Annotated in this window: 21 protein-coding genes; 10 read left to right on the top strand and 11 right to left on the bottom strand. The window is 63.8% G+C overall.

The window, feature by feature from the left end; translation table 11 throughout:
* The first annotated feature begins 30 nt into the window (after positions 1 to 30).
* From P0Y58_15575 to P0Y58_15565, 3 genes are all read left to right on the top strand, one after another.
* The gene (locus P0Y58_15575) at positions 31 to 546 is read left to right on the top strand and encodes a DUF3016 domain-containing protein (protein WEK28331.1); all 516 of its coding nucleotides are present in this window, start codon (positions 31 to 33) and stop codon (positions 544 to 546) included.
* Positions 547 to 622: 76 nt separating this feature from the next.
* Positions 623 to 1,366 (top strand): carbon-nitrogen hydrolase family protein, encoded by a 744-nt coding sequence (locus tag P0Y58_15570; protein ID WEK28330.1) that lies wholly within the window; start codon positions 623 to 625, stop codon positions 1,364 to 1,366.
* The gene (locus tag P0Y58_15565; GenBank protein WEK28329.1) at positions 1,363 to 1,605 is read left to right on the top strand and encodes a hypothetical protein; all 243 of its coding nucleotides are present in this window, start codon (positions 1,363 to 1,365) and stop codon (positions 1,603 to 1,605) included. The genes P0Y58_15570 and P0Y58_15565 overlap by 4 nt, the downstream gene beginning before the upstream one ends.
* 3 nt (positions 1,606 to 1,608) lie before the next feature.
* Here the strand turns inward: P0Y58_15565 and P0Y58_15560 are convergent, their stop codons facing one another.
* The 4 genes from P0Y58_15560 to P0Y58_15545 all read right to left on the bottom strand — a co-directional run bounded on the left by P0Y58_15560 (position 1,609) and on the right by P0Y58_15545 (position 5,441).
* Complete coding sequence (locus P0Y58_15560) at positions 1,609 to 2,109, bottom strand: methylated-DNA--[protein]-cysteine S-methyltransferase (protein WEK28328.1); 501 nt, start codon at positions 2,107 to 2,109, stop codon at positions 1,609 to 1,611.
* Positions 2,110 to 2,181: 72 nt separating this feature from the next.
* Positions 2,182 to 2,982: a lipopolysaccharide biosynthesis protein gene (locus P0Y58_15555; protein ID WEK28327.1), complete on the bottom strand. Its 801-nt coding sequence runs from the start codon at positions 2,980 to 2,982 to the stop codon at positions 2,182 to 2,184.
* A 286-nt stretch (positions 2,983 to 3,268) separates the two neighbouring features.
* Positions 3,269 to 4,828, bottom strand: coding sequence for a threonine ammonia-lyase, biosynthetic (gene ilvA, locus P0Y58_15550; GenBank protein ID WEK28326.1), 1,560 nt, complete (start codon positions 4,826 to 4,828; stop codon positions 3,269 to 3,271).
* A gap of 181 nt (positions 4,829 to 5,009) precedes the next feature.
* Positions 5,010 to 5,441, bottom strand: a complete 432-nt coding sequence (locus tag P0Y58_15545; GenBank protein ID WEK28325.1) for a PACE efflux transporter — start codon at positions 5,439 to 5,441, stop codon at positions 5,010 to 5,012.
* Between the two features lie 193 nt (positions 5,442 to 5,634).
* Between P0Y58_15545 and nrfB the strand changes: the two genes are divergently transcribed.
* The 4 genes from nrfB to P0Y58_15525 are packed head-to-tail and all read left to right on the top strand — an operon-like array spanning position 5,635 to position 12,766.
* Complete coding sequence (nrfB, locus tag P0Y58_15540; GenBank protein ID WEK28324.1) at positions 5,635 to 7,809, top strand: cyclic di-3',5'-guanylate-activated glycosyltransferase NrfB; 2,175 nt, start codon at positions 5,635 to 5,637, stop codon at positions 7,807 to 7,809.
* Positions 7,806 to 10,811 (top strand): phage receptor, encoded by a 3,006-nt coding sequence (locus P0Y58_15535; GenBank protein WEK28323.1) that lies wholly within the window; start codon positions 7,806 to 7,808, stop codon positions 10,809 to 10,811. The genes nrfB and P0Y58_15535 overlap by 4 nt, the downstream gene beginning before the upstream one ends.
* Positions 10,811 to 11,650 carry a DUF4434 family protein gene (locus P0Y58_15530; protein WEK28322.1) on the top strand — a complete coding sequence of 280 codons (840 nt, stop codon included), beginning with the start codon at positions 10,811 to 10,813 and terminating at the stop codon, positions 11,648 to 11,650. Before P0Y58_15535 ends, P0Y58_15530 begins: the two co-directional genes overlap by 1 nt.
* A 24-nt stretch (positions 11,651 to 11,674) precedes the next feature.
* Positions 11,675 to 12,766 (top strand): GGDEF domain-containing protein, encoded by a 1,092-nt coding sequence (locus P0Y58_15525; GenBank protein WEK28321.1) that lies wholly within the window; start codon positions 11,675 to 11,677, stop codon positions 12,764 to 12,766.
* Here the strand turns inward: P0Y58_15525 and P0Y58_15520 are convergent.
* Together P0Y58_15520 and P0Y58_15515 are read right to left on the bottom strand one after the other, a co-directional pair.
* Positions 12,741 to 14,039, bottom strand: coding sequence for an ATP-binding protein (locus P0Y58_15520; protein ID WEK28320.1), 1,299 nt, complete (start codon positions 14,037 to 14,039; stop codon positions 12,741 to 12,743). The genes P0Y58_15525 and P0Y58_15520 overlap by 26 nt on opposite strands.
* 6 nt (positions 14,040 to 14,045) lie before the next feature.
* Entirely contained in the window at positions 14,046 to 14,747 is a 702-nt protein-coding gene (locus tag P0Y58_15515) for a response regulator transcription factor (GenBank protein ID WEK28319.1), read from the bottom strand.
* 270 nt (positions 14,748 to 15,017) lie between these two features.
* Here P0Y58_15515 and P0Y58_15510 point away from each other — a divergent pair, with 270 nt between their 5' ends.
* From P0Y58_15510 to mobA, 3 genes are all read left to right on the top strand, one after another.
* Positions 15,018 to 16,193: an efflux RND transporter periplasmic adaptor subunit gene (locus P0Y58_15510; GenBank protein ID WEK28318.1), complete on the top strand. Its 1,176-nt coding sequence runs from the start codon at positions 15,018 to 15,020 to the stop codon at positions 16,191 to 16,193.
* A gap of 11 nt (positions 16,194 to 16,204) precedes the next feature.
* Positions 16,205 to 19,330 (top strand): efflux RND transporter permease subunit, encoded by a 3,126-nt coding sequence (locus tag P0Y58_15505; GenBank protein ID WEK28317.1) that lies wholly within the window; start codon positions 16,205 to 16,207, stop codon positions 19,328 to 19,330.
* A gap of 61 nt (positions 19,331 to 19,391) precedes the next feature.
* Complete coding sequence (mobA, locus tag P0Y58_15500; GenBank protein WEK28316.1) at positions 19,392 to 19,967, top strand: molybdenum cofactor guanylyltransferase MobA; 576 nt, start codon at positions 19,392 to 19,394, stop codon at positions 19,965 to 19,967.
* 130 nt (positions 19,968 to 20,097) lie between these two features.
* Here mobA and P0Y58_15495 read toward each other — a convergent pair whose 3' ends face one another.
* From P0Y58_15495 to peaA, 5 genes are all read right to left on the bottom strand, one after another.
* Positions 20,098 to 21,771: a fatty acid CoA ligase family protein gene (locus P0Y58_15495; protein ID WEK28315.1), complete on the bottom strand. Its 1,674-nt coding sequence runs from the start codon at positions 21,769 to 21,771 to the stop codon at positions 20,098 to 20,100.
* Positions 21,772 to 21,911: 140 nt separating this feature from the next.
* Positions 21,912 to 23,033, bottom strand: coding sequence for a quinohemoprotein amine dehydrogenase subunit beta (gene peaD, locus P0Y58_15490; protein ID WEK28314.1), 1,122 nt, complete (start codon positions 23,031 to 23,033; stop codon positions 21,912 to 21,914).
* Positions 23,034 to 23,065: 32 nt separating this feature from the next.
* On the bottom strand, positions 23,066 to 23,389 hold the full coding sequence (qhpC, locus tag P0Y58_15485; GenBank protein ID WEK28313.1) for a quinohemoprotein amine dehydrogenase subunit gamma: 324 nt from the start codon (positions 23,387 to 23,389) through the stop codon (positions 23,066 to 23,068).
* Position 23,390: 1 nt separating this feature from the next.
* Complete coding sequence (gene peaB, locus P0Y58_15480; GenBank protein ID WEK28312.1) at positions 23,391 to 24,821, bottom strand: quinohemoprotein amine dehydrogenase maturation protein; 1,431 nt, start codon at positions 24,819 to 24,821, stop codon at positions 23,391 to 23,393.
* Positions 24,822 to 24,869: 48 nt separating this feature from the next.
* Complete coding sequence (gene peaA / locus P0Y58_15475) at positions 24,870 to 26,435, bottom strand: quinohemoprotein amine dehydrogenase subunit alpha (GenBank protein WEK28311.1); 1,566 nt, start codon at positions 26,433 to 26,435, stop codon at positions 24,870 to 24,872.
* Positions 26,436 to 26,763: the final 328 nt, after the last annotated feature.

The raw sequence follows: 26,763 nt of genomic DNA, 5'->3' as shown, positions 1-26,763 counted from the left end.
AGACACCCCCATCTACCCCGGAGGTGCATCATGCGTACCGCCCTCGTGTGTGCCGTGCTCATGGCGCTGTCACTGGACAGCATGGCACAAGGTGCCCCGGCCGCGCAGGTCGAGGTGCATTTCGACCACCCGGAAAAATTCCGCGATGCCAGCCTGGACAGCCACGGCTATGAGCGTGGCGCCGACGCCTATGTGATGAAATCCCTTACCCAGTACCTGCAAAAGCTCGGTCAGCGTTACCTGCAACCCGGCCAGCAACTGGTCATCGACATCCGCGATATCGACCTGGCCGGGCGCTTTGAGCCTTGGCACAGCCAGGCCTACGATGTGCGCTTCATGCGCGAGATCACCTGGCCGACCATCGACCTGACCTACACCCTCAGCCAGCCAGGCAAACCCGCCCAGCAGGCCGAGGAACGGGTCAGCGACAAGATGTACCTCAGCCGCCCCGGCCGGGTCGCCAGCAGCAGCGACCGCCTGTACGCCGAGAAGGCCATGCTCGACGACTGGTTCCGCCAGCGCTTTGCGCCGCACCCGGCCACCTGAAAAACCCTTCACTGGTACAGGCGTTGGTGCCGAGAGTATGCTCGGCCCTTCAACCTGCACCAGGGAAGGGTTTTTCATGAAACTGTGCGCCGTGCAACTGGCGTCGCTCAAGGGCGATTTGCCAGGCAACCTGCAGCGTCATCTGGCCTGCATCGAACAAGCCGCGGCCCTTGGCGCCGAGCTGGTGGTGTTCCCCGAGTTGTCGCTGACCGGCTATGAGCCAAGCCTTGCGCGCCAGGCCGCCTTGCCGGTCAGCTCTGCGCGGCTGGGCCCGCTGCAGGCTGCCTGTGACCGCCTGGGTATCACCGTGGCCGCAGGCCTGCCGTTACCGACCCCCGACGGTATTCGCATCGGCATGCCAGTCTTCAGCCCCGGGGCACCGCCCCAGGCCTATGCCAAACGGCGCCTGCACGAGGACGAGCTACCCTATTTCACCCCGGGCGATAAGGCATTGCTGCTGCAGGTGGGCGAGCACCGGGTGGCGCCGGCAATCTGCTACGAATCAATGTTCATGGCGCACGCAGCAGCCGCCCGCGAACACGGCGCCGACTTGTATCTGGTCAGCGTGGCGAAAACCGCCAAGGGCATCCGCGAGGGATACGCGCATTACCCAGAGGTGGCACGTGAACTGGGCATGCCGGTGTTGATGGCCAACTGCGTAGGGCCGGCCGACACGTTCATCGGGGCCGGCGGCTCCGCGGCGTGGGACAGCCAGGGGCGCTTGCTGGCCAGCCTGGATGACCACAGTGAAGGGCTGATCATGCTGGACACTGGCAATGCCAGCGCAATGGCCCTGCCCTTGGACCCGCACCCGGCATGATCTATCTGTTTCTGGCATTGCTGAGCTACACCGGCACTTATTACCTGGTCGGCTTGCTGATCCAGGGCCAGCTTGCCGATGTGGCCGAGGGATTGCGCCATCGGCCCGATGCCCCGACGCCGGGCGAGTACCTGCGCACGGTCAAGGCCCACGCACGCCGGGCTCAGCGGCAGTACACCCTGATGGCGGGCTCGGCGCTGGCGCTGCTGGCCTGCCTGGCCGCCAGCTGGTTCAGCTGATACCTACAGGTCCAGTGCCAGGCTTTGCCGGCCCTCCAGCGCCAACAGGTATTGCTTGGCCGCCAGGCCACCGGCAAAGCCGGTCAGGCTGCCCGAAGCACCAATCACGCGGTGGCACGGGGCAATGATCGAGATCGGGTTGCGGCCGTTGGCCGCACCTACTGCGCGCACCGCGCTGGGGTTGCCGATCTGCCGGGCGATGTCGCCGTAGCTGCGGGTTTCGCCGAAGGGTATCGCCAGCAGTGCGGCCCACACCTGGCGCTGGAACGCGGTACCGGCAAAATCCAGCGCCAGCTCGAAGCGCTGGCGGTTGCCTGCAAAGTACTCGCCAAGCTGCCGCGCGGTGTCCAGCAATACCGGATACTGGTCATCACGGTGCAAGGCTCCCAGGCGCACGCGGTTTTCCCGCTCATCTTCCCACAGTACGGCGGCCAGGCACTCGCCGCGGGCCACCAGGGTCAGGGTGCCGACAGGCGACTGCATAAGGGTGAATGCACTGGACATGAGCGGTTTCCTGCGTGTTTGCGTTCAGGGTACTGTACGCATCCACAGCCCTGCGCGCACCCGCTTTCTTGCTCAGGTAATTGCGCAACCGGCAATCCGCCGCGCTTCCTTGAGGTTGACCTTGGGAATCAGCTCGGCGGGGATCCGCGAGATCGGCGACAGGTTGTAGACATGGAAATGCTCGTTTACCACCTCCCTGACCATCAGCGTCAACGACGGCAAAATGCGGCTGTCCCAATGCTGGTCGAGCCCGCAGGGCGAACACTGGCCTTGGCCGTTTTCGTAGAAGCGCCCGACGCTCTGGTCGAGGTCCACGCCTACCAGCAACACTTCTTCAAAACCAAGGTGATAGGCCAGCTGCAAGGCCACATAGGCCACTGTGCGGGCATCGAAGAAGCCATGGGCCAAGTCTTTGCTGAAGGCAATCGAGCGGCTGCGTTTGCTCCACAGCGCGCGGTTGCACACGCAACTGTCACCATGGCCACGCAAACCGTCCAGCAAGCCCGGCGTGTCGGCTTTGTGCAAGGCATAACACTCGGTGTCGGCAGGCACATCGGCACCCACATACTGCTCAGGCCAAAGCGCAAGTCGCTCACTGTCGCGCAAGGCCGTGGCGAACAAGGCCGGCTGTTGCTGACGGAAGCTTTTATCGGTGCACACGTAGAAGAAGGGCTGAATGCCGTGCTCGGCGGTCATCGCGACCGAACCGTTCATGGCGATGATGGGCAAATGCGCGAATTCGCCCAGCGGAAAGTGTTTGGCAGAGGCGCCGGAGGCAAGGATCACCACGGGGCCCTGCTGGGTGTTGCGACACGCCTCGAAACTGGAGAACGCCCCGCGTTCAGCGCTTGGCTGCGACGGAAGTGTGTTCATCAATGGCATCTTTAACTGGACAGTACAAACCACAATACTGATCCATGTATATGCCGTGGCCGCTTTTACCTAACTTTACCTACCTGAACACAATCGACCGCCAAGTCCCTGAATGGCGGGGTTCTGAGGGGCTACACAGCGCTCGAACGGTGCTGGCCCGCCACAGCAGACCTCCTGTGCCAAAGGTTGTTCCCACACTGTGGATGAGGAATTGCGATTACCGCCGTCAAGGCGACAGACGGGCGCTGCTCAAATGCAGACGCCCGGTGCCCAAGTAGATCAGCCGTCAGCCCAGGAATAGCGTGTACGCCGGGTTGTCAGTCTCGTCCCAATACCGATACCCCATCTCGTGCAGCGCCAACGGCAAGCCGGCCAACTCATCCCCTGGCACCTCCAGCGCGGCAAACACCCGGGCCTCCGCCGCACCGTGGTTACGGTAATGGAACAGGCTGATGTTCCAGCGCTTGCCCAACCGCTCCAGGAAGCCCAGCAACGCCCCCGGGCGCTCGGGGAACTCGAAGCGCAGCACCCGCTCATCGGCACCCGGGGCAGCGTGTCCACCCACGGTATGACGTACATGCAGCTTGGCCAGCTCGTTGTCGGTCAGGTCCAGCACGCTGTAACCCTGCTCGCGCAGGTTGGCCAGCAGCTGGTCACGCGGGTCGTGCACCGGGTGAGTCTGCACCCCGACGAACAGGCGCGCTTCCTTACCCGGGTAATAGCGGTAGTTGAATTCGGTGATCTGCCGCTTGCCCAGTGCCTGACAGAAGGCGCGGAAGCTGCCTGGCTGCTCGGGGATGGTCACGGCGATGATTGCCTCGCGCTGCTCGCCCAGTTCAGCCCGCTCGGCCACATGGCGCAGCCGGTCAAAATTGACGTTCGCCCCGGAATCAATGGCCACCAGGGTTTGCCCATGCACGCCATCACGTGCCACATACTTTTTGATCCCGGCCACGGCCAGGGCACCGGACGGCTCGGTGATGGAGCGGGTATCGTCGTAGATGTCCTTGATTGCCGCACACAGCTCGTCACTGTTGACGGTCACCACTTCATCAACAAAATGCCGGCACAGCTCGAAGCAGTGGGCGCCGATCTGCGCCACCGCCACACCGTCGGCAAAGGTGCCGACCTGCGGCAGGATCACCCGCTCGCCGGCGGCCATGGCGGCCTGCAGGCAGTTGGAGTCCTCTGGTTCGACGCCAATCACCTTCACCTCCGGGCGCAGGTACTTCACATAGGCGGCGATACCGGCGATCAGCCCGCCACCGCCCACCGGCACGAAAATGGCGTCCAGCGCGCCCGGGCGCTGGCGCAGGATTTCCATGGCCACGGTGCCCTGCCCGGCGATCACGTCCGGGTCATCGAAGGGCGGCACAAAGGTCGCGCCTTCGCTGTCCGCCAGTTTCAGCGCGTGGGCGAGCGCGTGCGGGAAGCTCTCGCCATGCAGCACCACATGCCCGCCCCGCGAGCGTACCCCTTCAACCTTCAGTGACGGCGTGGTGGTGGGCATGACGATAGTGGCCTTCAGGCCCAGGTGCGACGCAGCCAGGGCCACGCCCTGGGCATGGTTGCCTGCCGAAGCCGTGATCACCCCACGCTCGCGCTGCACAGCACTCAGGCGTGACAGGCGGGTATAGGCACCGCGGATCTTGAACGAGAAGGTAGGTTGCAGGTCTTCGCGCTTGAGCAGCACCTGGTTACCCAGGCTGGCAGACAGCGCAGGCGCAGCTTGCAGCGGCGTTTCGATGGCCAGGTCGTACACCGGCGCGGCCAGAATGCGCCGTACCTGCTCCGACAGCAGTTGCTGGGGGGTGACGGTAGGGCGAGGGACGCTGAAGCTGGTCATCGATAACTCCTTGGCTGTTTTCACGTTGCCCAGGAGTCAGAGAGAAAAAACCCGCCTCCAGGGCGGGTTCGGTGCACGTACGCGCTAGCCCGCCAAGCTGATAATGGCGGTAATAATAATGGCGTTCACATGCGGGAATGTATTCATGGGGTAGGAACTTAGCCGGTAGTACGGCACAAAGTCAACACTTGGCCTGCTGCGCCGAAAGCGGCACATCAAACACCTTGTCGAACCCCCACTGGAAGGCAAAGGCGTACACGAAGAAGAACGCGAACAACGCCAGGTTGGTCAGCAGCGCCGCCCACAGGCTCACATCCAGCCAGTACGCCACCAGTGGCAGCAGGATCACCACCAAACCGCCCTCGAAGCCCAAGGCATGCAGCAAGCGCCGCAGGAAGGTGCGCTCACGCTGGCGCTGGCGCGCTTCCCAACGCTCGAACACCCAGTTGTAGCCCATGTTCCAGCTCATCGCGATACCCGACATCAGCACCGACAACATGGCCGATTGCGCCATGCCGGCACCAAATGCCAGTTCCAGCGCAGGCGCCACGCAGGCGACGGCGATGGCTTCGTAAAGAATGGCCTGGACGATCTTGCGGGCCTTGCCTTGCATGTTCAGCTCCGTGGGTAAACGACCTGTAAAGCTACAAGATGTCGCCCGCAAGAAAAAGCCCGAAATTTGGACAATGGCGCGTTCGGCTGCTTGTATCTATCCCGTACAAACGGCGACATCTCGTACAACTTCGTCCAGGGAACCGAGCGAGGATAAAGACGATGGCCCACTGCGCCCTGCCGGGGACTGCTGCATGAACCTGGCATTCATCGATTTTCTCACCTACGTATTGTTCGGCTTGAAGATCCTGGCGATCATCCTCGCCTCGCTGATGTTCCTGCTGGGCCTGGACGATCTGTTCATTGACCTGTGCTACTGGGGCCGCAAGCTGATCCGGCGCTTTCGCATCTATGACAAGTACGAAAAGGCCGACGAGAAGCGCTTGTACGAAGTCCCTGAAAAACCCTTGGCCATCATGGTCCCGGCCTGGAACGAAGTGGGCGTGGTCGGTGAAATGGCGCGCCTGGCCGCCTCCACCATCGACTACGAGAACTACCAGATTTTCGTCGGCACCTACCCTAACGACCCGCAAACCCAGGCCGATGTCGACGCGGTGTGCCTGCACTACCCCAACGTGCACAAAGTGGTGTGCGCACGCCCAGGCCCTACCAGCAAGGCCGACTGCCTGAACAACATCATCGACGCCCTGTTGCGCTTCCAGCAGGACGCCGGTATCGAGTTCGCCGGTTTCATCCTGCATGACGCCGAAGACGTGATCTCGCCGATGGAGCTGCGCCTGTTCAACTACCTGCTGCCGAACAAGGACATGATCCAGATCCCGGTCTACCCCTACGCACCGGAATGGAAAGGCTTCACCGCCGGCCACTATGTCGACGAGTTCGCCGAAAACCACGGCAAGGACGTGATCGTGCGCGAAGCGCTGACCGGCCAGGTGCCCAGCGCCGGGGTCGGCACCTGCTTCAGCCGCCGTGCCATCAGCGCCCTGCTGGAAGACGGCGACGGCATTGCTTTCGACGTACAGAGCCTCACCGAAGACTACGACATCGGTTTTCGCCTGAAGCAAAAGGGCATGAAGTGCATTTTCGCCCGCTATTCCATCACCGACCCGGCGCTGACCCTGAAGCAGGAATGGCGGCCGGGCATGAGCCGGGAGTTTTCCCAGGTGATTTGCGTGCGCGAGCACTTCCCGCGTGACTGGCAGCACGCCATCCGGCAGAAGTCACGGTGGATCGTTGGTATCGTGTTCCAGGGCACCAGCAACCTCGGCTGGAGCCGTACTGGCGCGCTCAACTACTTCCTGTGGCGTGACCGCCGCGGGCTGTTCGCCTACTTGCTGAGCTTTTTGGTCAACCTGTTGCTGCTGGTGTTGCTGGCCATGTGGCTGGTCACGGTGATTGCGCCGGATGCGTGGCGTTTCATGTCGATCCTCAGCGACAGCTGGCTGCTGTCCACCCTGCTGTGGCTGAACGGGCTGATGCTGTTCAACCGCCTGTTCCAGCGGGGCTGGTTTGTCACCCGTTTCTATGGCATTGGCGAAGGCCTGCTGTCGGCACCGCGGATGATGTGGAGCAACTTCGTCAACTTCTTCGCCAACCTGCGTGCGCTGCGCCAGGTGATGGAGATGGGCGACTCGCGGCGTGTAGCCTGGGACAAGACCACCCACGAGTTCCCTGCCATCGCCGCCCCTGCCCGCACACCGCTGGGCCAGCGTCTGGTGGCCAAAGGGCTGATCACCGAGGAACAGTTGCAACAGGCAATTACCAGCCCGGTACGCCGGCGCCTGGGCCGCGAACTGCTGCTGCGTGGCTGGGTGAACAGCGAACAACTGGTAGCCACCCTGGCCGAACAACTGGACCTGCCCTGGGCGCCGCTGAACCCGTTCAAGCTCGACCCGCAACTGATTGCCAGGCTGCCACGCAAACTGGCGACGCACTATGGCGTACTGCCCGTGGCCGAAGACGGCGACACCCTGATCCTGGCCAGCGAAAGCCCGGTGAGCCAAGTGTCACTGGGGGTAATCAGCCGCCAGCTGAAGCGCCCGGTGCGCGTGCGCCTTGCGCCACAGGGCCGGGTAACCCTGGGCCTGCGCCATCACTATCCAAGCCCCTGGCAGAAGCCGGAAACCCGCGACATGCTGGCCGTGCTCGAACGCCATCAGGACGACGAAGCGCTGCTGGAACGGGTCAGCCATCACCAGGTCATGCTCGGCACCCTGTTGCAGGTGCGCGGCATGGTCCCGGCCACCCTGTTCAACCAGGCACTGATCGACTTCGATCCCGAGCAGCAAAGCCTGGGCGAGCACCTGATCGCCCGCGGCATCATCACCGAACAAGTGTTGCAGCAGGCGCTCATTGAGCAGGCCAGCGAGCAGCAGGCCGCCCTTGATCTGACCCGGGAGGTGGCATGAAGCCGCGCCTTTCCATTACCTTCAGTGGCCTTTTACTGTGCTGCGCCGCACTGCCTGTCGCCGCCTCGGCGCCGATGACCGACTTCCAGCGGTTCACCAGCTTTCCGTTCATGGACCGCAGTTATCGTGAGGCCAAGAAAGACAACTGGGCCGAGGTCGAACGGCTGACCCGCCACGTGCTGAACCGGGTGCCGAACAACGACGAAGCCCGCGCCCTGCTGGTAGAGGCCCTGGCCCATCAACGCCGCTACAAGGATGCCGAAGCGCTGGCCGACCAGTTGAGCGGCAGCCCCGAATACGCCGACGCCCTGCTCGAACTGCGCCTGACCTGGATCGAACAGGACCCACCGCCCGCCAGCCAGGTGGAACAATGGCTGGCTACCAGTGAGGGTAATCAACGCGTTCGCCTGTGGCAGGCCTACAGCCTGAGCCTGGCCAAATTCGGTGGTGCGGGCAAGGCGCTGGACTGGCTCAGTCAGTTGCCGCCCAGGGATGACGGACAGGTATTGCGCCTGGCACGGGCCAATTTCGCCGAACAACTGCGCAACTGGAAGGAAACCATCGAGCAACTGCAGCCGCTGGCCGACAAGGGCCAGTTGCCGGCCGAAGACTGGCAACGCCTGGCCAATGCCTATGTCCAGCAAGTGGATGAAAAAGGGCTGAACACGCTGCTGCCCAGCGCGCCCTCCCCTCAGTTGGCTAACCAGGCGCGCTTGGCCATGGCCAACCGCGCCATCGCTGTTGGCCACAACCAGCAAGCCCAGCGCTGGTTGCAGTCGCTGCCGCCTGATCAACTGAGCCAGCCCGACCAGCGTCAGCAACTGTGGGAGCTGGCCCGTGAAGGCGATGATGCGGTGCTGGTGCGGCGCCTGAGCAACGACCTGCAGCGGCCCTGTCTGGACACCGTCGACTGGCTGTCACGCCATGACCCGGACCTTGCCCGCGAACAGTTCAAAGGCTGCACGGCCACTGCCGATTCACGCGCCTACGCGGTGCTCAAGCAACGCCTGTATGGCGATCCGCCGCAATCCCCACAACCGCGCACGGCCACCGAGTGGGAAAAACACTACCGGCAAACCGGCGACCTGGCCGCACTGGAGCAAGCCACCTTTCTGTTGGTGGACCATGACCAGACCACACACGCCCGGCGCCTGCTGGAACAGGCCTACGACCAACGCCAAGGCCGCCTCAGCCCGTCGCTGCTGCAACGCCTGGGCAACTTGTATGCCCGCAACGACGGGCCACTGGACAGCCCCCGCATACGCAGCCTGATCCCCCGGCTCGATGCTAATACCCGTGCCCAGTTGCTCGGCCGCCTGGCCGAGGCCGGCCGCTGCGACGCCGTGCGCCAAGCGGTGCCGGCCACCCCGAGCGAGCCCGGTCAGTACCGCGCCCTGGGCCGCTGCGCCATGCCCGACCAAGCCGGTGAAGCGGTGGTCTACTACCAGGCTGCCGAGCGCCTGGGTGACGCCAGCAATCGCCTGCCTTTGGCCTATGCACTTGAAGCGGCCGGCGATTCCCAGGCCGCGCTGCCTATCTGGCGCAGCCTGCCAGACAGCGCCTGGACCGACAACGCCCGCCTCACTGCGGCCAGTGGCGCGCTTAGCGCAGGTGACGCTGAAGCGGCCCGCCGCTATTGGGACGCCGCCGCGCACCACAGCGCCGATGACTGGGCACTGGGCGCAGCCATTGCCCAGCGCCAGGGCGATTACCAGGCTGCTTTGGGCTTCCAGCGCCAGGCATTGGCAAGCAACCCACGGCCCGACCACTACTACGCAGCTGCCAGCACCGCGCAACTGGCCGGCGACCGCGAGCAGAGCATGGCCTGGTTGGCCGAAGCCGTGCGCCTGGCCCCCGATCAGCCGCGCTACCGCGCCGACTATGGCATGCGCCTGGCTGGCTCGGCGGACAAAACCCAGCGCCGCCAATCTATCCCCTACCTGGAACGTGCCACCCACGACTTCCCCGAAGATTATCGCCTCGGCGAAACCCTGGCCCTGCGTTACGACGAAGCCGAAGACAGCGCCTCGGCTCGCCGCGAACTGCGCCGAATCCTCGATGTTGAGCAGAATCTGGTCGACGGTGACGACGAGTACGGCAGCCTGGAAGCTCGCAAGTACCGCCAGCGCCGTGCTCACGAAAGCCTCTCACGGCGCGACACCATCACCCTGGCCAGCACCTGGTCACCCGCCGGCACCTCGACCAACGACAAGTTCCTCGACAACGGCCAGCGCAGCGGCAGCTCGCGCCGTGCCCAGTCCCAGAACGTGCAACTGGCCATGTGGGACCATGCACTGGGCGAGGAGCCCAGCCGTAACGGCAGCACCCTGTCGGTGTACGGCCGGGTGCTGTTCGGTGGCCAGAGCCGCACCGACTATGCGCAAAGCATGGGCACCGGGGTCGGCCTGCGCTACAAGCCGCTCGGCCAGGCCAACCTCAACCTGTACGCCGAGCTGTACCATCAGCGGCAGATCGACGAAGAGCACTACGGCGGCCTGAGCCTTGGCCAGTTGCTGAGCCCGGCCAAGGTCGGTGGCAACTGGGGCGACCTGCGCCACCATGCCGAATCGAGCAACGACCTGCTGTTGCGCGCCACCGCCTCGTTCCTTGACCAGGGCAACTGGCGCAATGACTGGCGTGTGGACGAGGACGACTGGAACGAGCGCTTCCTCTACCTCGACGCCGCCTGGTGGACCCGCGCCGGCGACCACGCCTGGCTGTCGCGCTACCAGCAAGGCCATGCCTGGAAGCTCCCCGGCAGCGCCCCGCAAACAATCATGCCCTATGGTTTTGTCGAATTCTCCAGCCAGGACCCGAGCAACGACTGGCGCCAGGACGCCCGGGCCGGGGTTGGCGTGCGCTGGCAATGGTGGTTCGATGACGACCGCTACAACGCCTACCGTGGCTCGCTGAAAGTGCGTGCCGAGTACCAGCAGTCGCTGGGCGGCAACCTGTACGAGCGCGCCAACGGCGTGCTGGTCGGTGCGGAGATGACCTTCTGATGCGTACGATCCTCGCCTTCTGCCTGCTTGCCCTGTGCCTGCCCGCCACGGCCGACCAGCGCCTGTTCTACCAACCCCTCAACCGCGACGCCAATGTCACCCCTGCCCAGTGGCAACAACTGTGGCATGCCACCGTGGCCCAAGGGGGCAAAACCCTCATCGTGCAATGGAGCGCCTATGGCGACAGCGACTTCGGTGGGGCCCAGGGCTGGCTGGCCGACAGCCTGCGCACCGCACGTGCCCAAGGCCTGCAGTTGGTGCTGGGGCTGTACATGGACCCCGCCTACTACCAACGCCTGGACGAACTGGACGGCGAAGGCCTGAACAGCTACTGGAAAGCGCAGCTGGGGCGCTCACTCGGCCAATACCGGCAACTGCGCCAGGCCTGGGAACTGCCGGTGGATGGCTGGTACCTGCCCATGGAGCTGGACGACCAGCATTTTCGCGAACCCGCGCGGCGCGAAGCCCTGTTCAGCCAGTTGCAAGCCTTCAAGCGCCAGCTCGACAAGCCACTGCACATCAGTGCCTTCAGCGCAGGCAAACTGTCGCCCCGGGTCAATGCCGCGTGGCTGGATCAACTGGCAGGCCTGGGCCTGACGGTGTGGTGGCAGGATGGCGCCGGTACCGGACGGCTGCCGCCATTGGTGCGCCAAGGTTACGAACAGGCCTTGGCGTGCCGCATCGGTGTGGTGCGCGAGGCGTTCCGCCAGGTGAGCGCACCCGGTCAGGCATTCCGGGCCGAGCCTGCCGAGCCGAAGCTGGGCAGCGGGTGCCATGCCGAAGCCGTGTTTGACCTGCGTTATCGGCCTTGGGCCCGGGGTGCCCTACCTCAAGATTGAGTCGCCGTACGCCCAGGAGACCCCATGTTCAAAACCATCGAAGAACACGTGCGCAAGCAGGTCGCCCCCGCCGCCCTGCGCGCCGAGTTCCGGCAGCACGAATTCGAGTCCATGCGCCCGTTCTGCCTGCTGATATTCTGCGTCAGCATCCTGATCTGGCTGGTCTTCGACCTGATCGTGAGCTTCCTCGGCGGCCAAGGCTTTACCTGGCTGTCTTACCTGTTCATTGCCCTGCTCGGCTGCCTCACCGTGGTGCTGCACTTCACTCGCCGCAGCCATCACTTCGACGTGCTCAACCTGCTGTTTGTCGCAGTCATCACCCTGGGCATGCGCCTGGTGATCGAAGGTATCCCCGTCACCCTGCGCCCGGTCTGGCTGGTACTCGGCGTCTCCACCGTGCTGTATGCGGTGTCGGTGCTGCCGGTGCGGCGCTGGTCGTTCTTCTGCGCCATGGTCATTACCTGGGTGGTGCTCAGCCCGTTCTACCACACCCGCATCGAGCCCGACGAACTCGAAGGTGCCATGCTGCTCAGCTACGCGGTTTTCCTCAGTGGCCTGGTCATCTACAGCTACCTGCAAATGCGCAAGGCCAAGCTGCATAACTTCTACCTGTCGAAAGTACTGCTGGAGCAGGCCTATGTCGACGCCCTGACCGAAATCCCCAACCGCCGTTCGTTCATGGCCATCGCCAACCGCCAGTTGCACTCGGCCGCGACTGGGCAATACCTGGCCATGATCGACATTGACAACTTCAAGCGGGTCAATGACCGCTTTGGCCATGACGTTGGCGACGAAGTACTCAAGCGCGTGGCCCTGCATATCAAGGCGAGCATGGCCGGCCACGCGTTTGCCCGACTGGGTGGCGAAGAGTTCGCCATCTTCCTGGAAGGCCTCGATCAGCAGGGTGCCGAGCTGCAGGTGGCGGCGCTGTGCAGGCGGGTACGCGAGGACATTGGCGAGCACCCGGTCACCATCAGCATCGGCCTGGCCCAGATAGACAGGGGTGACAGCCTGAGCACAGCGCTGATTCGCGCCGACCAGGCGTTGTATGAAGCCAAGCACACCGGCAAGGACCGTGTGGTGCTGTGGACTACCCGGCTGGCAGACGAATCCTGAACTGCGCGCCGCCCAACGCCGACTGCGCCACGGTCAAGGTGCCGCCCTGCCCCTCGATCGCCCGCCGGCTGATCGCCAGCCCCAGGCCAAACCCACCGGTGTTGCGGTCGCGGCTGCGGTCCAGCCGGTAGAACGGCTGGAAAATCCGCTCGCGCTCCTCCACCGGAATACCAATCCCGTCATCCTCCACCGTCAGCAGACAGGCACCATCGCCTTCCAGGCGCAAGCGCAGCAACAGGCTTTCATCGCAATAACGCATGGCATTGCGCACCAGGTTCTGCACCGCCCGTGCCGTCAGCCGTGGGTCCAGCACAAACCGCGGTAAATCGCCCTCGGCCCGCACTTCCCACTGGATACCGCGGCCATCGAGTTCTTCGGCAAAACCACCGAGTACACTGTCGACCAGCTCCAGCAACGACACCTCGACCCGCTCGCGGGCCTGGTCGGCGTTGTACAGCCGGCTGTAGGACAGCAGCTCCAGCACCAGCTCATCCAGCTCACGCACATGCCCCACCAGTTCCAGCAGGCGCTTTCGGCTGGTCGGCGGCACTTCGTCGAACAGCAGCACCAGGCCGAAGTCCAGGCGGGTCAGTGGGGTGCGCAGCTCATGGGACACCGCGTTAAGCAGCTCGCGCTGCTGGTTGACGTGGCGCTCCAGGTCACTGGCCATGGTGTCGAACACCCCGGCCAGTTCACCAATGTTGGAATGCGGCGATATGTGAGTGCGCTCGGCCATCTGCCCCTGGCCCAGGCGCCGTGCGGTTTCCTTCAGGCGCTCCAGGTCGCGCCAGTGCGGCCATACCCATAACAGCAGGCACCCCAGCATTGCTGCACCGATGAGCACGGTCACGCCCCACGACAGCACGTTGATGTCCAGCGGGTCTGGCGGTGAATGCAGGCGCACCAGCCATTGCTTGTCCAACGGTGCCAGCACGGTTTCGTAATAGCCCCACTCGGCAATGCGCACCGCATGCAGGCCATGCTCCAGGCGCGCCTGCTCTTCATCGCTCAAGCCGGCCTGGTCCATGCGTAGCAGCTGCAGTTGCAGCGGCGAGAAATCATTGGCCAGTTCCTGCGCCACCGCTGGCCACTGCTCGGGCGGGGCCTGGCGGAATTGGCGCACGATCAGCGCCTGTACACCCTTGGCCTGGTCCAGGTTGTAGGCCATGAAGCGGTCGCGGAACAGCCCGACGATGGTGTCAGGGATGAACAGCAACGCACCGGCATAGGCAACGATGATGACCAGGTACAGCCGCACCAGGATCTTGAGCATGAGCGGTCAGCACTCCCACTCGACGCGGCTGAACAGGTAGCCCTTGCCCCAGACTGTCTTGATCTTGCGCGCCTCGCCGGCGTTGTCGTCGAACTTGCGCCGCAGCTTGGAGATGGCCACGTCTACCGAGCGGTCGGTGCCGTTGAATTCGATACCACGCAGCTGCTGCAGGATGCGGTCGCGGTTCAGCACTTCGCCGGCATTGCGCGCCAAAACCACCAGCAGGTTGTACTCGCCGCTGGACAACTCCACCTCTTCGCCGCGCCAGCTCACCGTGCGCTCGGCCAGGTCGATGCGCAGGCCACCGATCAGGATCAGATCGTTGTCCAGCCGCGGCTCGTTGACGCTACTGCGGCGCAGCAGCGTACGCACGCGGGCCAGCAGCACGCGCGGCTCGCAGGGTTTGGTCACGTAATCGTCGGCGCCCATCTCCAGGCCCAGTACCTGATCATGGCTGTCGTCGCGGGCGGTCAGCATCAGGATCGGCAGGTTCTGCGACTCCTGGCGCAGCAGGCGGCACAGTTGCAAGCCATCGATACCTGGCAACATCAGGTCGAGAATAACCAGGTCAGGTTTTTGCCGACGATATTCGTCCAGCACATGATCGCCCCGGGCGATCACCTGGACATGGAAGTCGTTGCGTTGCAGGTAGCTGGCGATCAGCTCGGACAGGGCGCTGTCGTCTTCGACCAGGAAAATATTTGGCATAGGCGGTTGAGATCTAGGTTGGGGTAAACCTCTCTGGCCTCTTCGCGGGCTCGCCCGCTCCCACAGGTATTGCACACGTTTCAGGAGCAGTGTGACCCTGTGGGAGCGGGCAAGCCCGCGAAGAGGCCAGCTCAGGAATACTCAGGATATAGAACACTGCACCACCACAGGATTGTTCTTCACACTTTTTCACACTCGTCCTACAGGTGTTAACAGCCGCTCGGCCCACACCTGCCGTACCATATGCACGGTCATCATCGGAAGATCCGTATGCCTACTACCCTCTCTCCTCGCCTGCGTCCTGTGGCGCTCATGGCGTTTCTGAGCCTGGCCCTGGCCGGCTGCAGCGACAGCACCGAGCAAGACGAAAAAGCGCCTACCCCGCAAGTGCGGGTGGAAACCCTGCAACTGCAGCCGCTGGCCATCAGCAGCGAACTCAGCGGCCGCATCCTGGCGCCGCGCACCGCCGAGGTGCGCGCACGCGTCGCGGGCGTGGTACTCAAGCGGGTGTACCGCGAAGGCAGCGATGTCAAACAGGGCGATGTGCTGTTCCTGATCGACCCCGCGCCGTTCAAGGCCGACCATGACAGCGCACGCGCCACCCTGGCCAAGGCCGAGGCCACGTTGTACCAGGCGCGTTTGCAGGAGCAGCGCTACCGCGAGCTGGTCGACGACAAGGCCGTCAGCCGCCAGGAATACGACAACGCCAAAGCCGGCTTCCTGCAGGCTGACGCCGACGTAGCCGCCGCCAAGGCGGCCCTGGAACGCGCCCGCCTGAACCTCGGCTACGCCACCGTCACCGCGCCGATTTCCGGCCGCATCGGCCGCGCCCTGGTCACCGAGGGCGCACTGGTCGGGCAAAACGAAAGCACCCCGCTGGCGACCATCCAGCAACTGGACCCGATCCACGCCGACGTTACCCAGTCTACCCGCGAGCTCAATGCCCTGCGCCGCGCCTTGCGCGCAGGCGAGTTGCAACAGGTGGGCGACGGCCAGGCCCGCGCCACGCTGATCCAGGACGATGGCAGCGCCTACCCGTTGCCAGGCAAGCTGCTGTTCTCCGACATCAGCGTCGACCCCACCACCAACCAGATCACCCTGCGCAGCGAGTTCCCCAACCCGGACCTCGACCTGCTGCCCGGCAGCTATGTGCGCGTGCGCCTGGAGCAGGCCGTGCAACCCAAGGGCCTGAGCGTGCCGCAGCGCGCCATCCTGCGCGACAGCGCCGGCGTACCCAAGGTGTTGGTGGTCGACCAACAGGCCCGGGTCAGCGACCGCCAAGTGGTGCTGGGCAGCGCCCAGGGCGACCGCTGGATCGTCAGCGAAGGCCTGGCCCCCGGCGAGCGGGTGGTGGTCGAGGGCCTGCAACACGTCAAGGCTGGTGACCAGGTGCAGGTCGACAACGCATCCACAGCACCGCCCATCGCACAGCATACCGGCCAGTGAGGGCCTGACTCATGCCGCAATTCTTTATCGACCGCCCGGTATTCGCCTGGGTGGTCGCACTGTTCATCCTGCTGGCCGGTGCGCTGGCCATCCCGCAACTGCCGGTGGCCCAGTATCCCAACGTGGCACCGCCGCAGGTGGAGATCTACGCCGTGTACCCGGGCGCCTCGGCGGCGACCATGGACGAAAGCGTTGTGAGCCTGATCGAGCAGGAACTCAACGGGGCCGACAACCTGCTGTACTTCGAGTCGCAGAGCAGCCTGGGCAGCGCCACCATCACCGCCACCTTCGCCCCGGGTACCCACCCGGACCTGGCCCAGGTCGACGTGCAGAACCGCCTGAAGGTAGTCGAGTCGCGCCTTCCGCGGCCGGTCACCCAGCAAGGCCTGCAGGTAGAAAAGGTGTCCACCGGCTTCCTGCTGCTGGGCACCCTTACCTCCGAAGACGGCAAGCTCGACGAAACCGCATTGTCGGACATTCTTGCGCGCAACGTGATGGACGAAATCCGCCGCATCAAGGGCGTCGGCAAGGCCCAGCTGTACGGTTCGGAGCGCGCCATGCGCATCTGGATCGACCCGGGCAAGCTGATCGGTTTCAACCTCACGCCCAACGACGTGGCCGAGGCCATCGCCGCTCAGAACGCCCAGGTCGCGCCTGGCAGCATCGGCGACCTGCCCAGCCGCAGCACCCAGGAAATCACCGCCAACGTGGTAGTCAAGGGCCAGCTGAGCACACCAGAAGAGTTCGCCGCCATTGTGCTGCGCGCCAATCTCGACGGTTCCACGGTGACCGTCGGTGATGTCGCCCGGGTCGAGATCGGCGCCCAGGAATACCAGTTCGGCACGCGCCTGAACGGCAAACCGGCCACCGCGTTCAGCGTGCAGCTCTCGCCGGGTGCCAACGCCATGGAAACCGCCACCCTGGTACGGGCAAAAATGCAGGAGCTGGCGCGTTACTTCCCGGAAGGCGTCAAGTACGACATCCCCTATGACACCTCGCCGTTCGTCAAGGTGTCGATCGAGCAGGTCATTACCACCCTGTTCGAAGCCATGCTGTTGGTGTTTGCGGTGATGTTCCTGTTCCTGCAGAACCTGCGCTACACCCTGATCCCCACCCTGGTGGTGCCGGTGGCGCTGATGGGTACCTTCGCGGTGATGCTGGCCATGGGCTTCTCGGTTAACGTGCTGACCCTGTTCGGCATGGTCCTGGCCATCGGCATTCTGGTCGACGACGCCATCGTGGTGGTGGAAAACGTCGAGCGCATCATGGCCGAAGAGGGCTTGCCACCCAAAGAAGCAACGCGCAAGGCCATGGGCCAGATCAGCGGTGCGATCGTCGGCATCACCCTGGTGCTGGTGGCAGTGTTCCTGCCCATGGCCTTCATGCAAGGCTCGGTGGGAGTGATCTACCAGCAGTTCTCAGTGTCGATGGCCGTGTCGATCCTGTTCTCGGCGTTCCTGGCTCTGAGCCTTACCCCAGCGCTGTGCGCCACCCTGCTCAAGCCGGTGGCGAAGGGTGAACACCATGAACGCAAAGGCTTCTTCGGCTGGTTCAACCGCCGCTTCGAAAGCATGAGCAACGGCTACCAGCGCTGGGTGGTGCAGGCGCTCAAGCGCAGCGGCCGCTACCTGCTGGTGTACGCGGTGCTGCTGGCGGTGCTGGGCTATGGCTTCAGCCAGTTGCCCACGGCATTCCTGCCCACCGAAGACCAGGGCTACACCATCACCGACATCCAGCTGCCGCCAGGGGCCAGCCGCATGCGCACGGAACAGGTGGCTGCGCAAATCGAGGCGCACAACGCCGAAGAACCCGGTGTGGGCAATACCACGGTGATCCTCGGCTTCAGCTTCTCTGGTAGCGGGCAAAACGCGGCACTGACCTTCACTACCCTCAAGGACTGGTCCGAGCGTGGTGCCGACGACAGCGCCCAGTCGATTGCCGACCGCGCCAGCGCAGCCTTCTCCCAGCTCAAGGACGCCGTGGCGTTTTCGGTGCTGCCGCCGCCTATCGACGGCCTGGGCGAGTCGACCGGCTTCGAGTTCCGCCTGCAGGACCGCGGCGGCATGGGCCACGCCGAGCTGATGGCCGCCCGCGACACGCTGCTGGCCAATGCTGGCAAAAGCAAGGTGCTGACCAACGTGCGCGAGGCATCGCTGGCCGAAAGCCCGCAGGTGCAGTTGGAGATCGACCGCCGCCAGGCCAATGCCTTGGGCGTGTCGTTTGCCGATATCGGTTCGGTACTGGACGTGGCGGTGGGCTCCAGCTACGTCAACGACTTCCCCAATCAGGGCCGCATGCAGCGGGTCGTGGTGCAGGCCGAAGGCGACCAGCGCAGCCAGGTCGAAGACCTGCTGAAAATCCACGTACGCAACAACAGCGGCAAGATGGTGCCACTGGGCGCATTCGTCCAGGCCAGGTGGGTCAGCGGCCCGGTGCAGTTGACCCGCTACAACGGCTACCCGGCGGTGTCGATTTCCGGAGAGCCGGCAGCTGGCCACAGCTCGGGCGAAGCGATGGCCGAAATCGAACGCCTGGTGGCTCAGCTGCCGCCCGGCGCTGGCCTGGAATGGACCGGCCTGTCGCTGCAGGAGCGCTTGTCCGGCAGCCAGGCACCGCTGCTGATGGCATTGTCGTTGCTGATCGTGTTCCTGTGTCTGGCAGCGCTGTACGAAAGCTGGTCGATCCCCACCGCCGTGCTGCTGGTGGTGCCGCTCGGTATGCTGGGTGCGGTGCTGGCCGTGACCCTGCGAGGCATGCCCAACGACGTGTTCTTCAAGGTTGGCCTGATTACCCTGATCGGCCTGTCGGCAAAGAACGCCATCCTGATCATCGAGTTCGCCAAGCACCTGGTCGACCAGGGCGTGGACGCCGCCGACGCTGCCGTGCAGGCCGCCCGCCTGCGCCTTCGACCGATCGTGATGACCTCGCTGGCGTTCATCCTCGGCGTGGTGCCACTGGCCATCGCCAGCGGCGCCAGCTCGGCCAGCCAGCAGGCGATTGGCACCGGGGTGATCGGCGGGATGCTCAGCGCCACTTTGGCGGTGGTGTTTGTGCCGGTGTTCTTCGTGGTGGTAATGCGGCTGTCCGGGCGACGCCAGGCGCATAGCAGCAAACAAGCGGTGGCTGGTGAAAGCTGACTGGACAAGCCCTGCGTGAAATGGGAGGGTTCTCGGCAATGACTGCCCGGAGCCCTTTTTCATGCCTGCTGCACTGCCCCCCTGCTCCATCCTCATTCTCGCCGGTGGCCGCGGGCAGCGCATGGGCGGTCGTGACAAAGGGTTGATCGCCTGGCAGGGCGAACCGCTGGTGGCGCATGTGCGGCGGGTCGTCAGGCCATTGAGCGATGATCTGGTGATTTCCTGCAACCGCAATCAGGACGCCTACCAAACGTATGCCGACCAGTTGGTGGGCGATGCCGAAGCAGATTTCCCCGGGCCGTTGGCGGGGGTGATTGCCGGGCTCAAGGTGGCACGGCATGAGTGGATGGTGGTGCTGGCCTGCGATGCACCACGGGTTGACCGGGTGTTAATTGAAGATCTGCTACAGCTGGCGGTGGCCAATGACAGTGCGGCCATGGTGCGCCAGGGTGGGTATTGGCAGCCGATGTTCAGCGTGCTGCCGCGGCGGGTGCTGCCGATGCTTGAACAGGCTTGGGCCGCGGATGAGCGAAGCTTGCAGAAGGCGCTGCTGCGCGAGGCGGTTCAGGGTTTGGAATGTGTCCAAAATGATCCCCGGTTAAGCAATTTCAATAGCCCGGAGTTGCTACAAGATTAAGGCCACGCGCCGGCCAGTGTGGGAGCGGGCTTGTCCCGCGAAGCAGGCGACGCGGTGAATGGCGCCGGCTTTGCCGGTGTTCGCGGGACAAGCCCGCTCCCACAAGAACCGCACAACGGCATAGATGTGATTATCCAGCGGAGAGCTCATCTATACTGATCTCGCGCATCCTGAACTTCTGCACCTTGCCGGTCACCGTCATCGGGAACTCGTCGACAAAGCGGAAGTACCGAGGCACCTTGAAGTGCGCAATCCGCACCCTCGCCCACTCGCGCAGTTCTTCCTCACTGGCGGTATGCCCCGGGTGCAGCCGCACCCAGGCGACAATCTCCTCGCCATACTTGCTGCAAGGCACGCCAATCACCTGCACATCGGCCACCGACGGGTGGGTGAAGAAAAACTCTTCCAGCTCGCGCGGGTAAACGTTCTCGCCGCCACGAATGATCATGTCTTTACTGCGCCCGACGATGCGCACATACCCCTGCTCGTCCATCACCGCCAGGTCGCCGGTGTGCATCCAGCCCTCGCCATCGATGCTTTCGGCCGTGGCCTTGGGGTTGTTCCAGTAGCCGAGCATTACGCTGTAGCCACGGGTGCACAGTTCACCTATTTCGCCACGCGGCACGGTGTTTCCGTCGACATCGACCACCTTGTTCTCCAGCCGTGGCTGGGTACGGCCAATACTGGTCACCCGGCGTTCCAGGTCATCATCGGGCCCGGTCTGCAGCGACACCGGGCTGGTCTCGGTCATGCCATAGGCAATCTGCACTTCGGCCATGTGCATTTCGCCGATCACCCGGCGCATTACCTCGATCGGGCAAGTGGCGCCGGCCATGATCCCGGTGCGCAGGCTCGACAGGTCGAATTCACCCCGCTGCGGGTGGTCCAGTTCGGCGATGAACATGGTCGGCACACCGTACAGCGCGGTTGCCTTTTCCTCGGCCACCGCACGCAGCGTGGCCAGCGGGTCGAAGGCATCGTTGGGGTAGATCAGGGTGCTGCCGTGGGTCATGCAGCCAAGGTTGGCCATGACCATGCCGAAACAGTGATACAACGGCACTGGCACCACCAACCGGTCGTGCTCGGTCAGGCCCAGGCTTTCGCCGACCATGTAGCCGTTGTTCAGAATGTTGCTGTGGCTGAGGGTGGCGCCCTTGGGGAAGCCGGTTGTGCCCGAGGTGTACTGGATGTTGATCGGGTCGTCGCAGCGCAGTTGTGCCTGGCGCTCGCCCAGGGCCTCACGGCTGACAGCTTCGGCGCGGGCCTGCAACGCGTGCCAGGCCAGAAAGCCCGGCGGTGGCGCAGCCGCCAGGCTGACCACGCCGCGTAGTTCGGGGAACCGATCGCAGGTCAGCGCCCCCGGTTGGCCGCTGGCAAGGCCCGGGATCAGGCTCAGCAGCATGGTGTGGTAATCGGAGGTTTTGAACGCGTCGGCGCAGATCACCCAGCGGCACCCGGACTGGCCGAGGGCGTAGTCGAGTTCGCTGGAGCGGTAAGCCGGGTTGATGTTGACCAGGATCGCGCCAACCTTGGCGCTGGCAAACTGGGTGATGCACCACTCGGCGCAGTTGGGCGCCCAGATACCCAGGCGGTCACCGGGTTGCACGCCTAGGGCCATGAGGGCGCGGGCGTGCTGGTCGACGGCCTCGGCCAGTTGCTGCCAGGTGTAGCGCTGGGCCTGATGGCGGACCACCAGGGCTTCGCGGTCCGGGAAGCGCGCGACGGTGGTGTCGAAGGCGTCGCCGATGCATTGGGTGAGCAGGGCTTTGGCCTGGTCGCCCTGGGAGTAGCTTGGCTGGGGCATGGGCGTTCTCTTGTTGTTTTTGTGTTGTTTTTGGCTGGCCTCTTCGCGGGACAAGCCCGCTCCCACAAAGGACGCACAAGATCCGAATGCAGTGCAGTCTTGTGGGAGCGGGCTTGCCCCGCGAAGGATCCAGCACTGAACTACCTGATGAACACCTGTGGCGTAGTGGTAGACATGTCACCACCCGGCAGCTTGATGTTCTTCACCTTCTCCAGCGTATCCGGGTTGAACACCGCCAGATCGTTGAAAGTGCCGCCCAGGTAAAGCTTGTCGCCCTTTTTGTCGAAGGTTACGCAGTAGTAAGTGTGCTCAAGGTTAGCCGCCTTGATCAGCTTGCGCTGTTTGATGTCGTACTTGGCCAGGCGGTTGAGCACGCCGTAGATCTGGTTCGGATCCTTGGGCGAGCGCAGGCCGGTGAAGTACAGCTCGGTCAGGTCGGCAAACTCCTGGGTATGGGTCTTGCCGGTCTTCAAGTCGACGCTCAGGTAGCCGTACAACAGCTCGGCCTCGTTCGGATCCTGTTTCTCATCCTTGAACTTGGCGATGGTGTACAACATCGAGAACTCGTGGCGCGGGTTCTGGTGCGGCCAGAAATACAGCACGTCCGGGGCGCTGTAGCCCTTGCGGTTCCAGTTGCGCAGCGGCAAGGCCACTGTGTATTTGCCGGTCTTCACGTCCATCTTGTAGATGTCCGGCCCGGCGAAATACAGCATGCCATCGTCGGCGGTGCGCATCAGGTACACCTGGCGCGGCATCGGGAACGTACGCACCGGCTTGGCCTGCAGCCCGTCGGTGGTGCTGAACACCTCAAGCCGCGGTGGTTTCACCACGTAGTGGTCGTTCAGCATCTGGGTCGGGTTGACCGTGGCGTACACTTCCTTGCCGTCCGGGCTGATGGCGAACGAGTACATCGACCTGCCCACTTCACCCGCCACGCTCGACAGGTTGGCGTGGAAGGTGTTCTTGCAGGTGTCAAGGTCGATGCCGTAGATGTCGCCGTAATGGTTGTTCAGCACGTAGGCCGTGCGGTTGTCCGGCGCCATCATCGCGGTGCCGGGGCCGAACCTGTCGGGCATCTGGCAGCTTTTGTAGACCGTGTCACTGGCCACATCGACCACATGCAGGTTGTTTGGGTAGTTGGTCACGATCATGTATTCGTGGCCAGCCTTCAGCGCAGGCCCGGTATCGTCAGCCTGAACCAGCCCGGCGCAGGCCGTGGCGGCGATGGTGAGCGCGAGTTGCGCGCAGCGTCCAGCTTTCATGCGGTTTCCCCTTGTCATTCTTGTTGGGCCGGTCACTTGTCTTTCGGGAACACAGTGCCGAGGTTGCGCCAGTCATCCGCCGAGTTGGTCGCCTGGGCGTTCCAGTCCTGATAGGTGCTCATCATGTCCGGCACCTGGGCCGGCCACCAGCAAGGGTCGGAACAGCCATACAAGTCAGCCTCCATCGGCTGGCACAGCGAGCTCACGCCACCAAAGGCATCCACTTCCCAACCCGGGTCGGTGGTGGCCGTGCAGCCGGCCACCGCACTCATGGCCATGACTTCTTCGACGCGGTCTTCGGCAGCGGCCTGCTCAAGGATGCGCGCCTTGTTGTTCAGGGGCTTCAAGTGCTTCATGTCAGTGCGCCTTCCGCGGGGTGATGTAGCGGTCGATGAAGGCCGGGTTGGCGGCCATGATGCGGCTGTAGACTTCGATGCCGAAGTCGACCCAGTCGCGCATCAGTTCGCAATAGTGGTAGGTCGGGTGCTGCGGGTCGCCGTAGCGGGCGTAGCTTTCGTGGTAGCAGCCGCCGGAGCACAGGTTGCGGATGCGGCAGCTCTCGCAGCCAGTGTTGCTGCGGTCCAGGCGCTGCGACAGAAAGTCGTTGAGCTCCGCCTGCTTCACGCCCTGGTGCACATTGCCAAAGGTCGGCAGGTTGGAGCCGGTGAAACGGTGGCACAGGTTCAACTCGCCCTTGTGGTCCACCGCCAGCATTTTCAGCCCTGCACCGCATGGCAGGGCCTTCTTGTGGCCCTCGTGAATGTCGGTGATCAGCTGGTGCAGGTTGGAGAAGCCGATGTTGCGGTGTTCCAGCGCAGCTTCCAGGTAACGGCGGCCCAGCGCCTTCATGTTGGCGAAGACTTCTACCAGTTCTTCGCCGGTGAGGTTGAAGTCCGACATGTCGCCAGAGGTGACCGGGGCAAAGCCGACTTCGGCAAAGCCCATCTCGTTGAACAGGTGGTTCCAGATGGTCTCGATATCGGTAATGCCACGGGTCAAGGTCACCCGCGCGCCCACCGGGCGGCTGTTGTAACGCGACAACAGCATGTCGGCCTTGCGCCGCACCACGTCATAGGTGCCCTGCCCGCCCACGGTGATGCGGTTGCGGTCGTGCACGGTCTTGGGGCCGTCGATACTGATCGACAGGCCAAAGCGGTGGGCATTGAGCCAGTCGATGATCTCTTCGGTCAGCAGCGTGGCATTGGTGGTCATGATGAACTCCACCTGCTTGCCCGCCTCGGCGAACCGCCGTTCGCAGTAGGCCACCATGTGCTCGATCAGCGGCCGGTTGGATAATGGCTCGCCACCGAAGAACACCACGCTGTAGCGTTCTTCGTCAGGCGATTCCGTCAGCAACATTTCCACCGAGGCTTCGGCGGTGGCAGTGCTCATCTTCTTGCCGGCTGACGGCTTGTCCAGGTCTTCCTTGTAGCAATAGGTGCAGCTGAGGTTGCAACCGGTGTTGACGTTGAGCACCACGGTATTGAGTGCCGTGCGCTCGACCCGCTTGAGGGCGATTTCCGGGGTCAGCGGCGAGCCATCGCTGACCAGTTCAAGCGCGATCAGCTCGTGCAGGGTTTCCTGGATATCGTTGCCGGCAAACTGCTGGCCAAGGCGCTGCATCAGCTCCTCGGCCGAGCAGCCTTGCTGGCGCAGGGTGTCGATGATGCCGCCGGTTACCGCATCGGCGGTGAACAGCGAACTGCTTGGGATATGGAACAACATGCGGTCGGCGTCGACCTGCACTTCGTGCAGGTTGCGCTCGACAAGGTTAAGTAGTGCGCCCATGGCGACCTCCCGGTAATCGATGCGTTGGTAAACCGTTGCGTCCTGCCGTTACGGCAGCGGCGGGTTGTTCCAGCGCTGAACGGTGACGATCATGTGCCCTTCGCCCGTCTGGCCACCGTCGGCCAGCGTGGCGATGACCTTCAGGTTGCCAGCGTTGTTGGTCATCATCTTGCGTTCAGGGTTGGGGCCGGCACCGCCTGGCACGAACACGCCATCGGCCTGCATCTTGCCGGCGAACTTGACGTCTTCATCCTCGACCGCACGCTCATTGAACGGCTCGACCTTCCAGGTGGCCGGCAGGTAGCCAATGCGCAGCGGCTGGCCACTTGCATCTTTACCCCAGGCTTCGGCTTCGAAGCGGCCCTGTACTTTCGGCACCGAAGCACCGTTCTCGCCAATCCGGGCAATGGAGAAGGCCGGCACTACCTTCACTTCATCAACCTTGTCGTACACCGCCAGGTTAACGCCCTTGAGCGCGCCAACCGCAACTTCACGCTGGCCAGGCTTGGCGTCCGCAGCTGCGCGGGCCTTGACCCGTATCAGGGTCGGGGTCTGCTCCAGCACTTCGGTCACTTGCACCCCGGCACCCAAGTCGGGCTTGCCGTCCAGGCCGCTGCCGACCAAGGTGATTTCGCTTTCGCCACCGGCCTTGATGAATGCAGGTTGCACTGCCAACAGGCGTGCCTTGCCTTCCTTCGCAGCGGTGAAGTCCAGCCCGCGTTCGTCGTGCTCGGCCTCGAACATGCGGCCTTTCATCTCGCCATCCAGCGCCGCGAATACCTGACGCAGGTTGGTGTCGCCGACCTTGACGTTGCCGCGCCACTCATAGCCGTTGTACAGGATCGCCGTGCCGCTGCCGTTGAACGGTGTACCGTCGGCATAGGCACCCTTGACCTCGACCTTGAAGCTGTCGCCCTCCCCGGCTGTGACGCTCATCACCCCGCGCACATCGCCCTTGGCCAGCATGTGGCCGCTGAACGACCACTGCCCCGGCAATGCGTCGGCCTTGGGTTTGGCTTTCTGCCATTCGGCCCACGCTGCGTTCTCCAGCGGGTAGCGCTTGGCCAGTTCCGGCACCACTTGTTGCAGGGCAATCGGCAGCCAATCGCGGTCGCGCGCCTGGGCCTGGTATTCAAGGGACGGCCATTGGCCGAGGTGGAAGTTGACCAGGTGCTCCCACTCCTTGGCCGGGCGGCGCTGCAAGGCGACGCGAGCACCGGAGTGGCAACGGCCACAGGTTTCGCTGAGCTGGGTGTCGAAATGCTCGACAGTATTGAGCCGGCGCTCCATGGCGTAGCGCACGCCATCGGTTTCGCTGGGCGCCAGGCCCTGTTTGTCAGCCAGGTACTTGACCAGCGTGCGACGGTCGTCGTCGCTGATTTGCAGGCCATGCATCACCTGCATGCGGGCGATGCTCATCAGCCAGCCTTCCGGGGTTTTGCGCTGGTGGCTGATGCGACTGTAAGTATCGTTGCCTTCGGGGATATGACACCCCATGCACTTGTTCTGCAACAGGCTCGGGCCCTGCTCGGCCGCCATGGCCTGGGTGCTCAGCAGCGCGGCGGCGAACAGCGCCAGTTTACCCGCATGCCGCCGGAGTCGAGTCGTCTTCAAGGTCAGACCTCCACGGTTGTTGTTCTTATCGTTTTTCGCACGCTTTGGTACAGCAGGTGTGCTTGTGGCAGTTGTGATACAGAAACTGTGCCATGTGCTGTAAAAGCGTTTTATTTCAGTATTTTAGCGGTTTTCATCAACGCCGCTCGGCAGTTACCCGTGTGGTTGAAGCGTGCCATTTCGCGACAGGGTGTTTCATCCTGAGACAGGGCCTGCTGCGCAGGCCATTCGCGGGGCAAGCCCGCTCCCACAGAAATTTTGCAGCGCCTGAATTCGGCTCTATCCCTGTGGGAGCGGGCTTGTCCCGCGAAGAGGCCCGTACAGCCAC

The organism is Candidatus Pseudomonas phytovorans, from assembly GCA_029202525.1.
Taxonomy (GTDB): Bacteria; Pseudomonadota; Gammaproteobacteria; order Pseudomonadales; family Pseudomonadaceae; genus Aquipseudomonas; species Aquipseudomonas phytovorans.
Note: the sequence above shows the minus strand (reverse complement) of the source record. Positions and strands in the feature narration are given on the sequence as shown.

Excerpts from the sequence above, each read along its gene's own strand:
- P0Y58_15575 (WEK28331.1), top strand. The coding sequence starts at position 31 with ATGCGTACCGCCCTCGTGTGTGCCGTGCTCATGGCGCTGTCACTGGAC.
- P0Y58_15570 (WEK28330.1), top strand. The coding sequence starts at position 623 with ATGAAACTGTGCGCCGTGCAACTGGCGTCGCTCAAGGGCGATTTGCCA.
- P0Y58_15565 (WEK28329.1), top strand. The coding sequence starts at position 1,363 with ATGATCTATCTGTTTCTGGCATTGCTGAGCTACACCGGCACTTATTAC.
- P0Y58_15560 (WEK28328.1), bottom strand. The coding sequence starts at position 2,109 with ATGTCCAGTGCATTCACCCTTATGCAGTCGCCTGTCGGCACCCTGACC.
- P0Y58_15555 (WEK28327.1), bottom strand. The coding sequence starts at position 2,982 with ATGAACACACTTCCGTCGCAGCCAAGCGCTGAACGCGGGGCGTTCTCC.
- ilvA (WEK28326.1), bottom strand. The coding sequence starts at position 4,828 with ATGACCAGCTTCAGCGTCCCTCGCCCTACCGTCACCCCCCAGCAACTG.
- P0Y58_15545 (WEK28325.1), bottom strand. The coding sequence starts at position 5,441 with ATGCAAGGCAAGGCCCGCAAGATCGTCCAGGCCATTCTTTACGAAGCC.
- nrfB (WEK28324.1), top strand. The coding sequence starts at position 5,635 with ATGAACCTGGCATTCATCGATTTTCTCACCTACGTATTGTTCGGCTTG.
- P0Y58_15535 (WEK28323.1), top strand. The coding sequence starts at position 7,806 with ATGAAGCCGCGCCTTTCCATTACCTTCAGTGGCCTTTTACTGTGCTGC.
- P0Y58_15530 (WEK28322.1), top strand. The coding sequence starts at position 10,811 with ATGCGTACGATCCTCGCCTTCTGCCTGCTTGCCCTGTGCCTGCCCGCC.
- P0Y58_15525 (WEK28321.1), top strand. The coding sequence starts at position 11,675 with ATGTTCAAAACCATCGAAGAACACGTGCGCAAGCAGGTCGCCCCCGCC.
- P0Y58_15520 (WEK28320.1), bottom strand. The coding sequence starts at position 14,039 with ATGCTCAAGATCCTGGTGCGGCTGTACCTGGTCATCATCGTTGCCTAT.
- P0Y58_15515 (WEK28319.1), bottom strand. The coding sequence starts at position 14,747 with ATGCCAAATATTTTCCTGGTCGAAGACGACAGCGCCCTGTCCGAGCTG.
- P0Y58_15510 (WEK28318.1), top strand. The coding sequence starts at position 15,018 with ATGCCTACTACCCTCTCTCCTCGCCTGCGTCCTGTGGCGCTCATGGCG.
- P0Y58_15505 (WEK28317.1), top strand. The coding sequence starts at position 16,205 with ATGCCGCAATTCTTTATCGACCGCCCGGTATTCGCCTGGGTGGTCGCA.
- mobA (WEK28316.1), top strand. The coding sequence starts at position 19,392 with ATGCCTGCTGCACTGCCCCCCTGCTCCATCCTCATTCTCGCCGGTGGC.
- P0Y58_15495 (WEK28315.1), bottom strand. The coding sequence starts at position 21,771 with ATGCCCCAGCCAAGCTACTCCCAGGGCGACCAGGCCAAAGCCCTGCTC.
- peaD (WEK28314.1), bottom strand. The coding sequence starts at position 23,033 with ATGAAAGCTGGACGCTGCGCGCAACTCGCGCTCACCATCGCCGCCACG.
- qhpC (WEK28313.1), bottom strand. The coding sequence starts at position 23,389 with ATGAAGCACTTGAAGCCCCTGAACAACAAGGCGCGCATCCTTGAGCAG.
- peaB (WEK28312.1), bottom strand. The coding sequence starts at position 24,821 with ATGGGCGCACTACTTAACCTTGTCGAGCGCAACCTGCACGAAGTGCAG.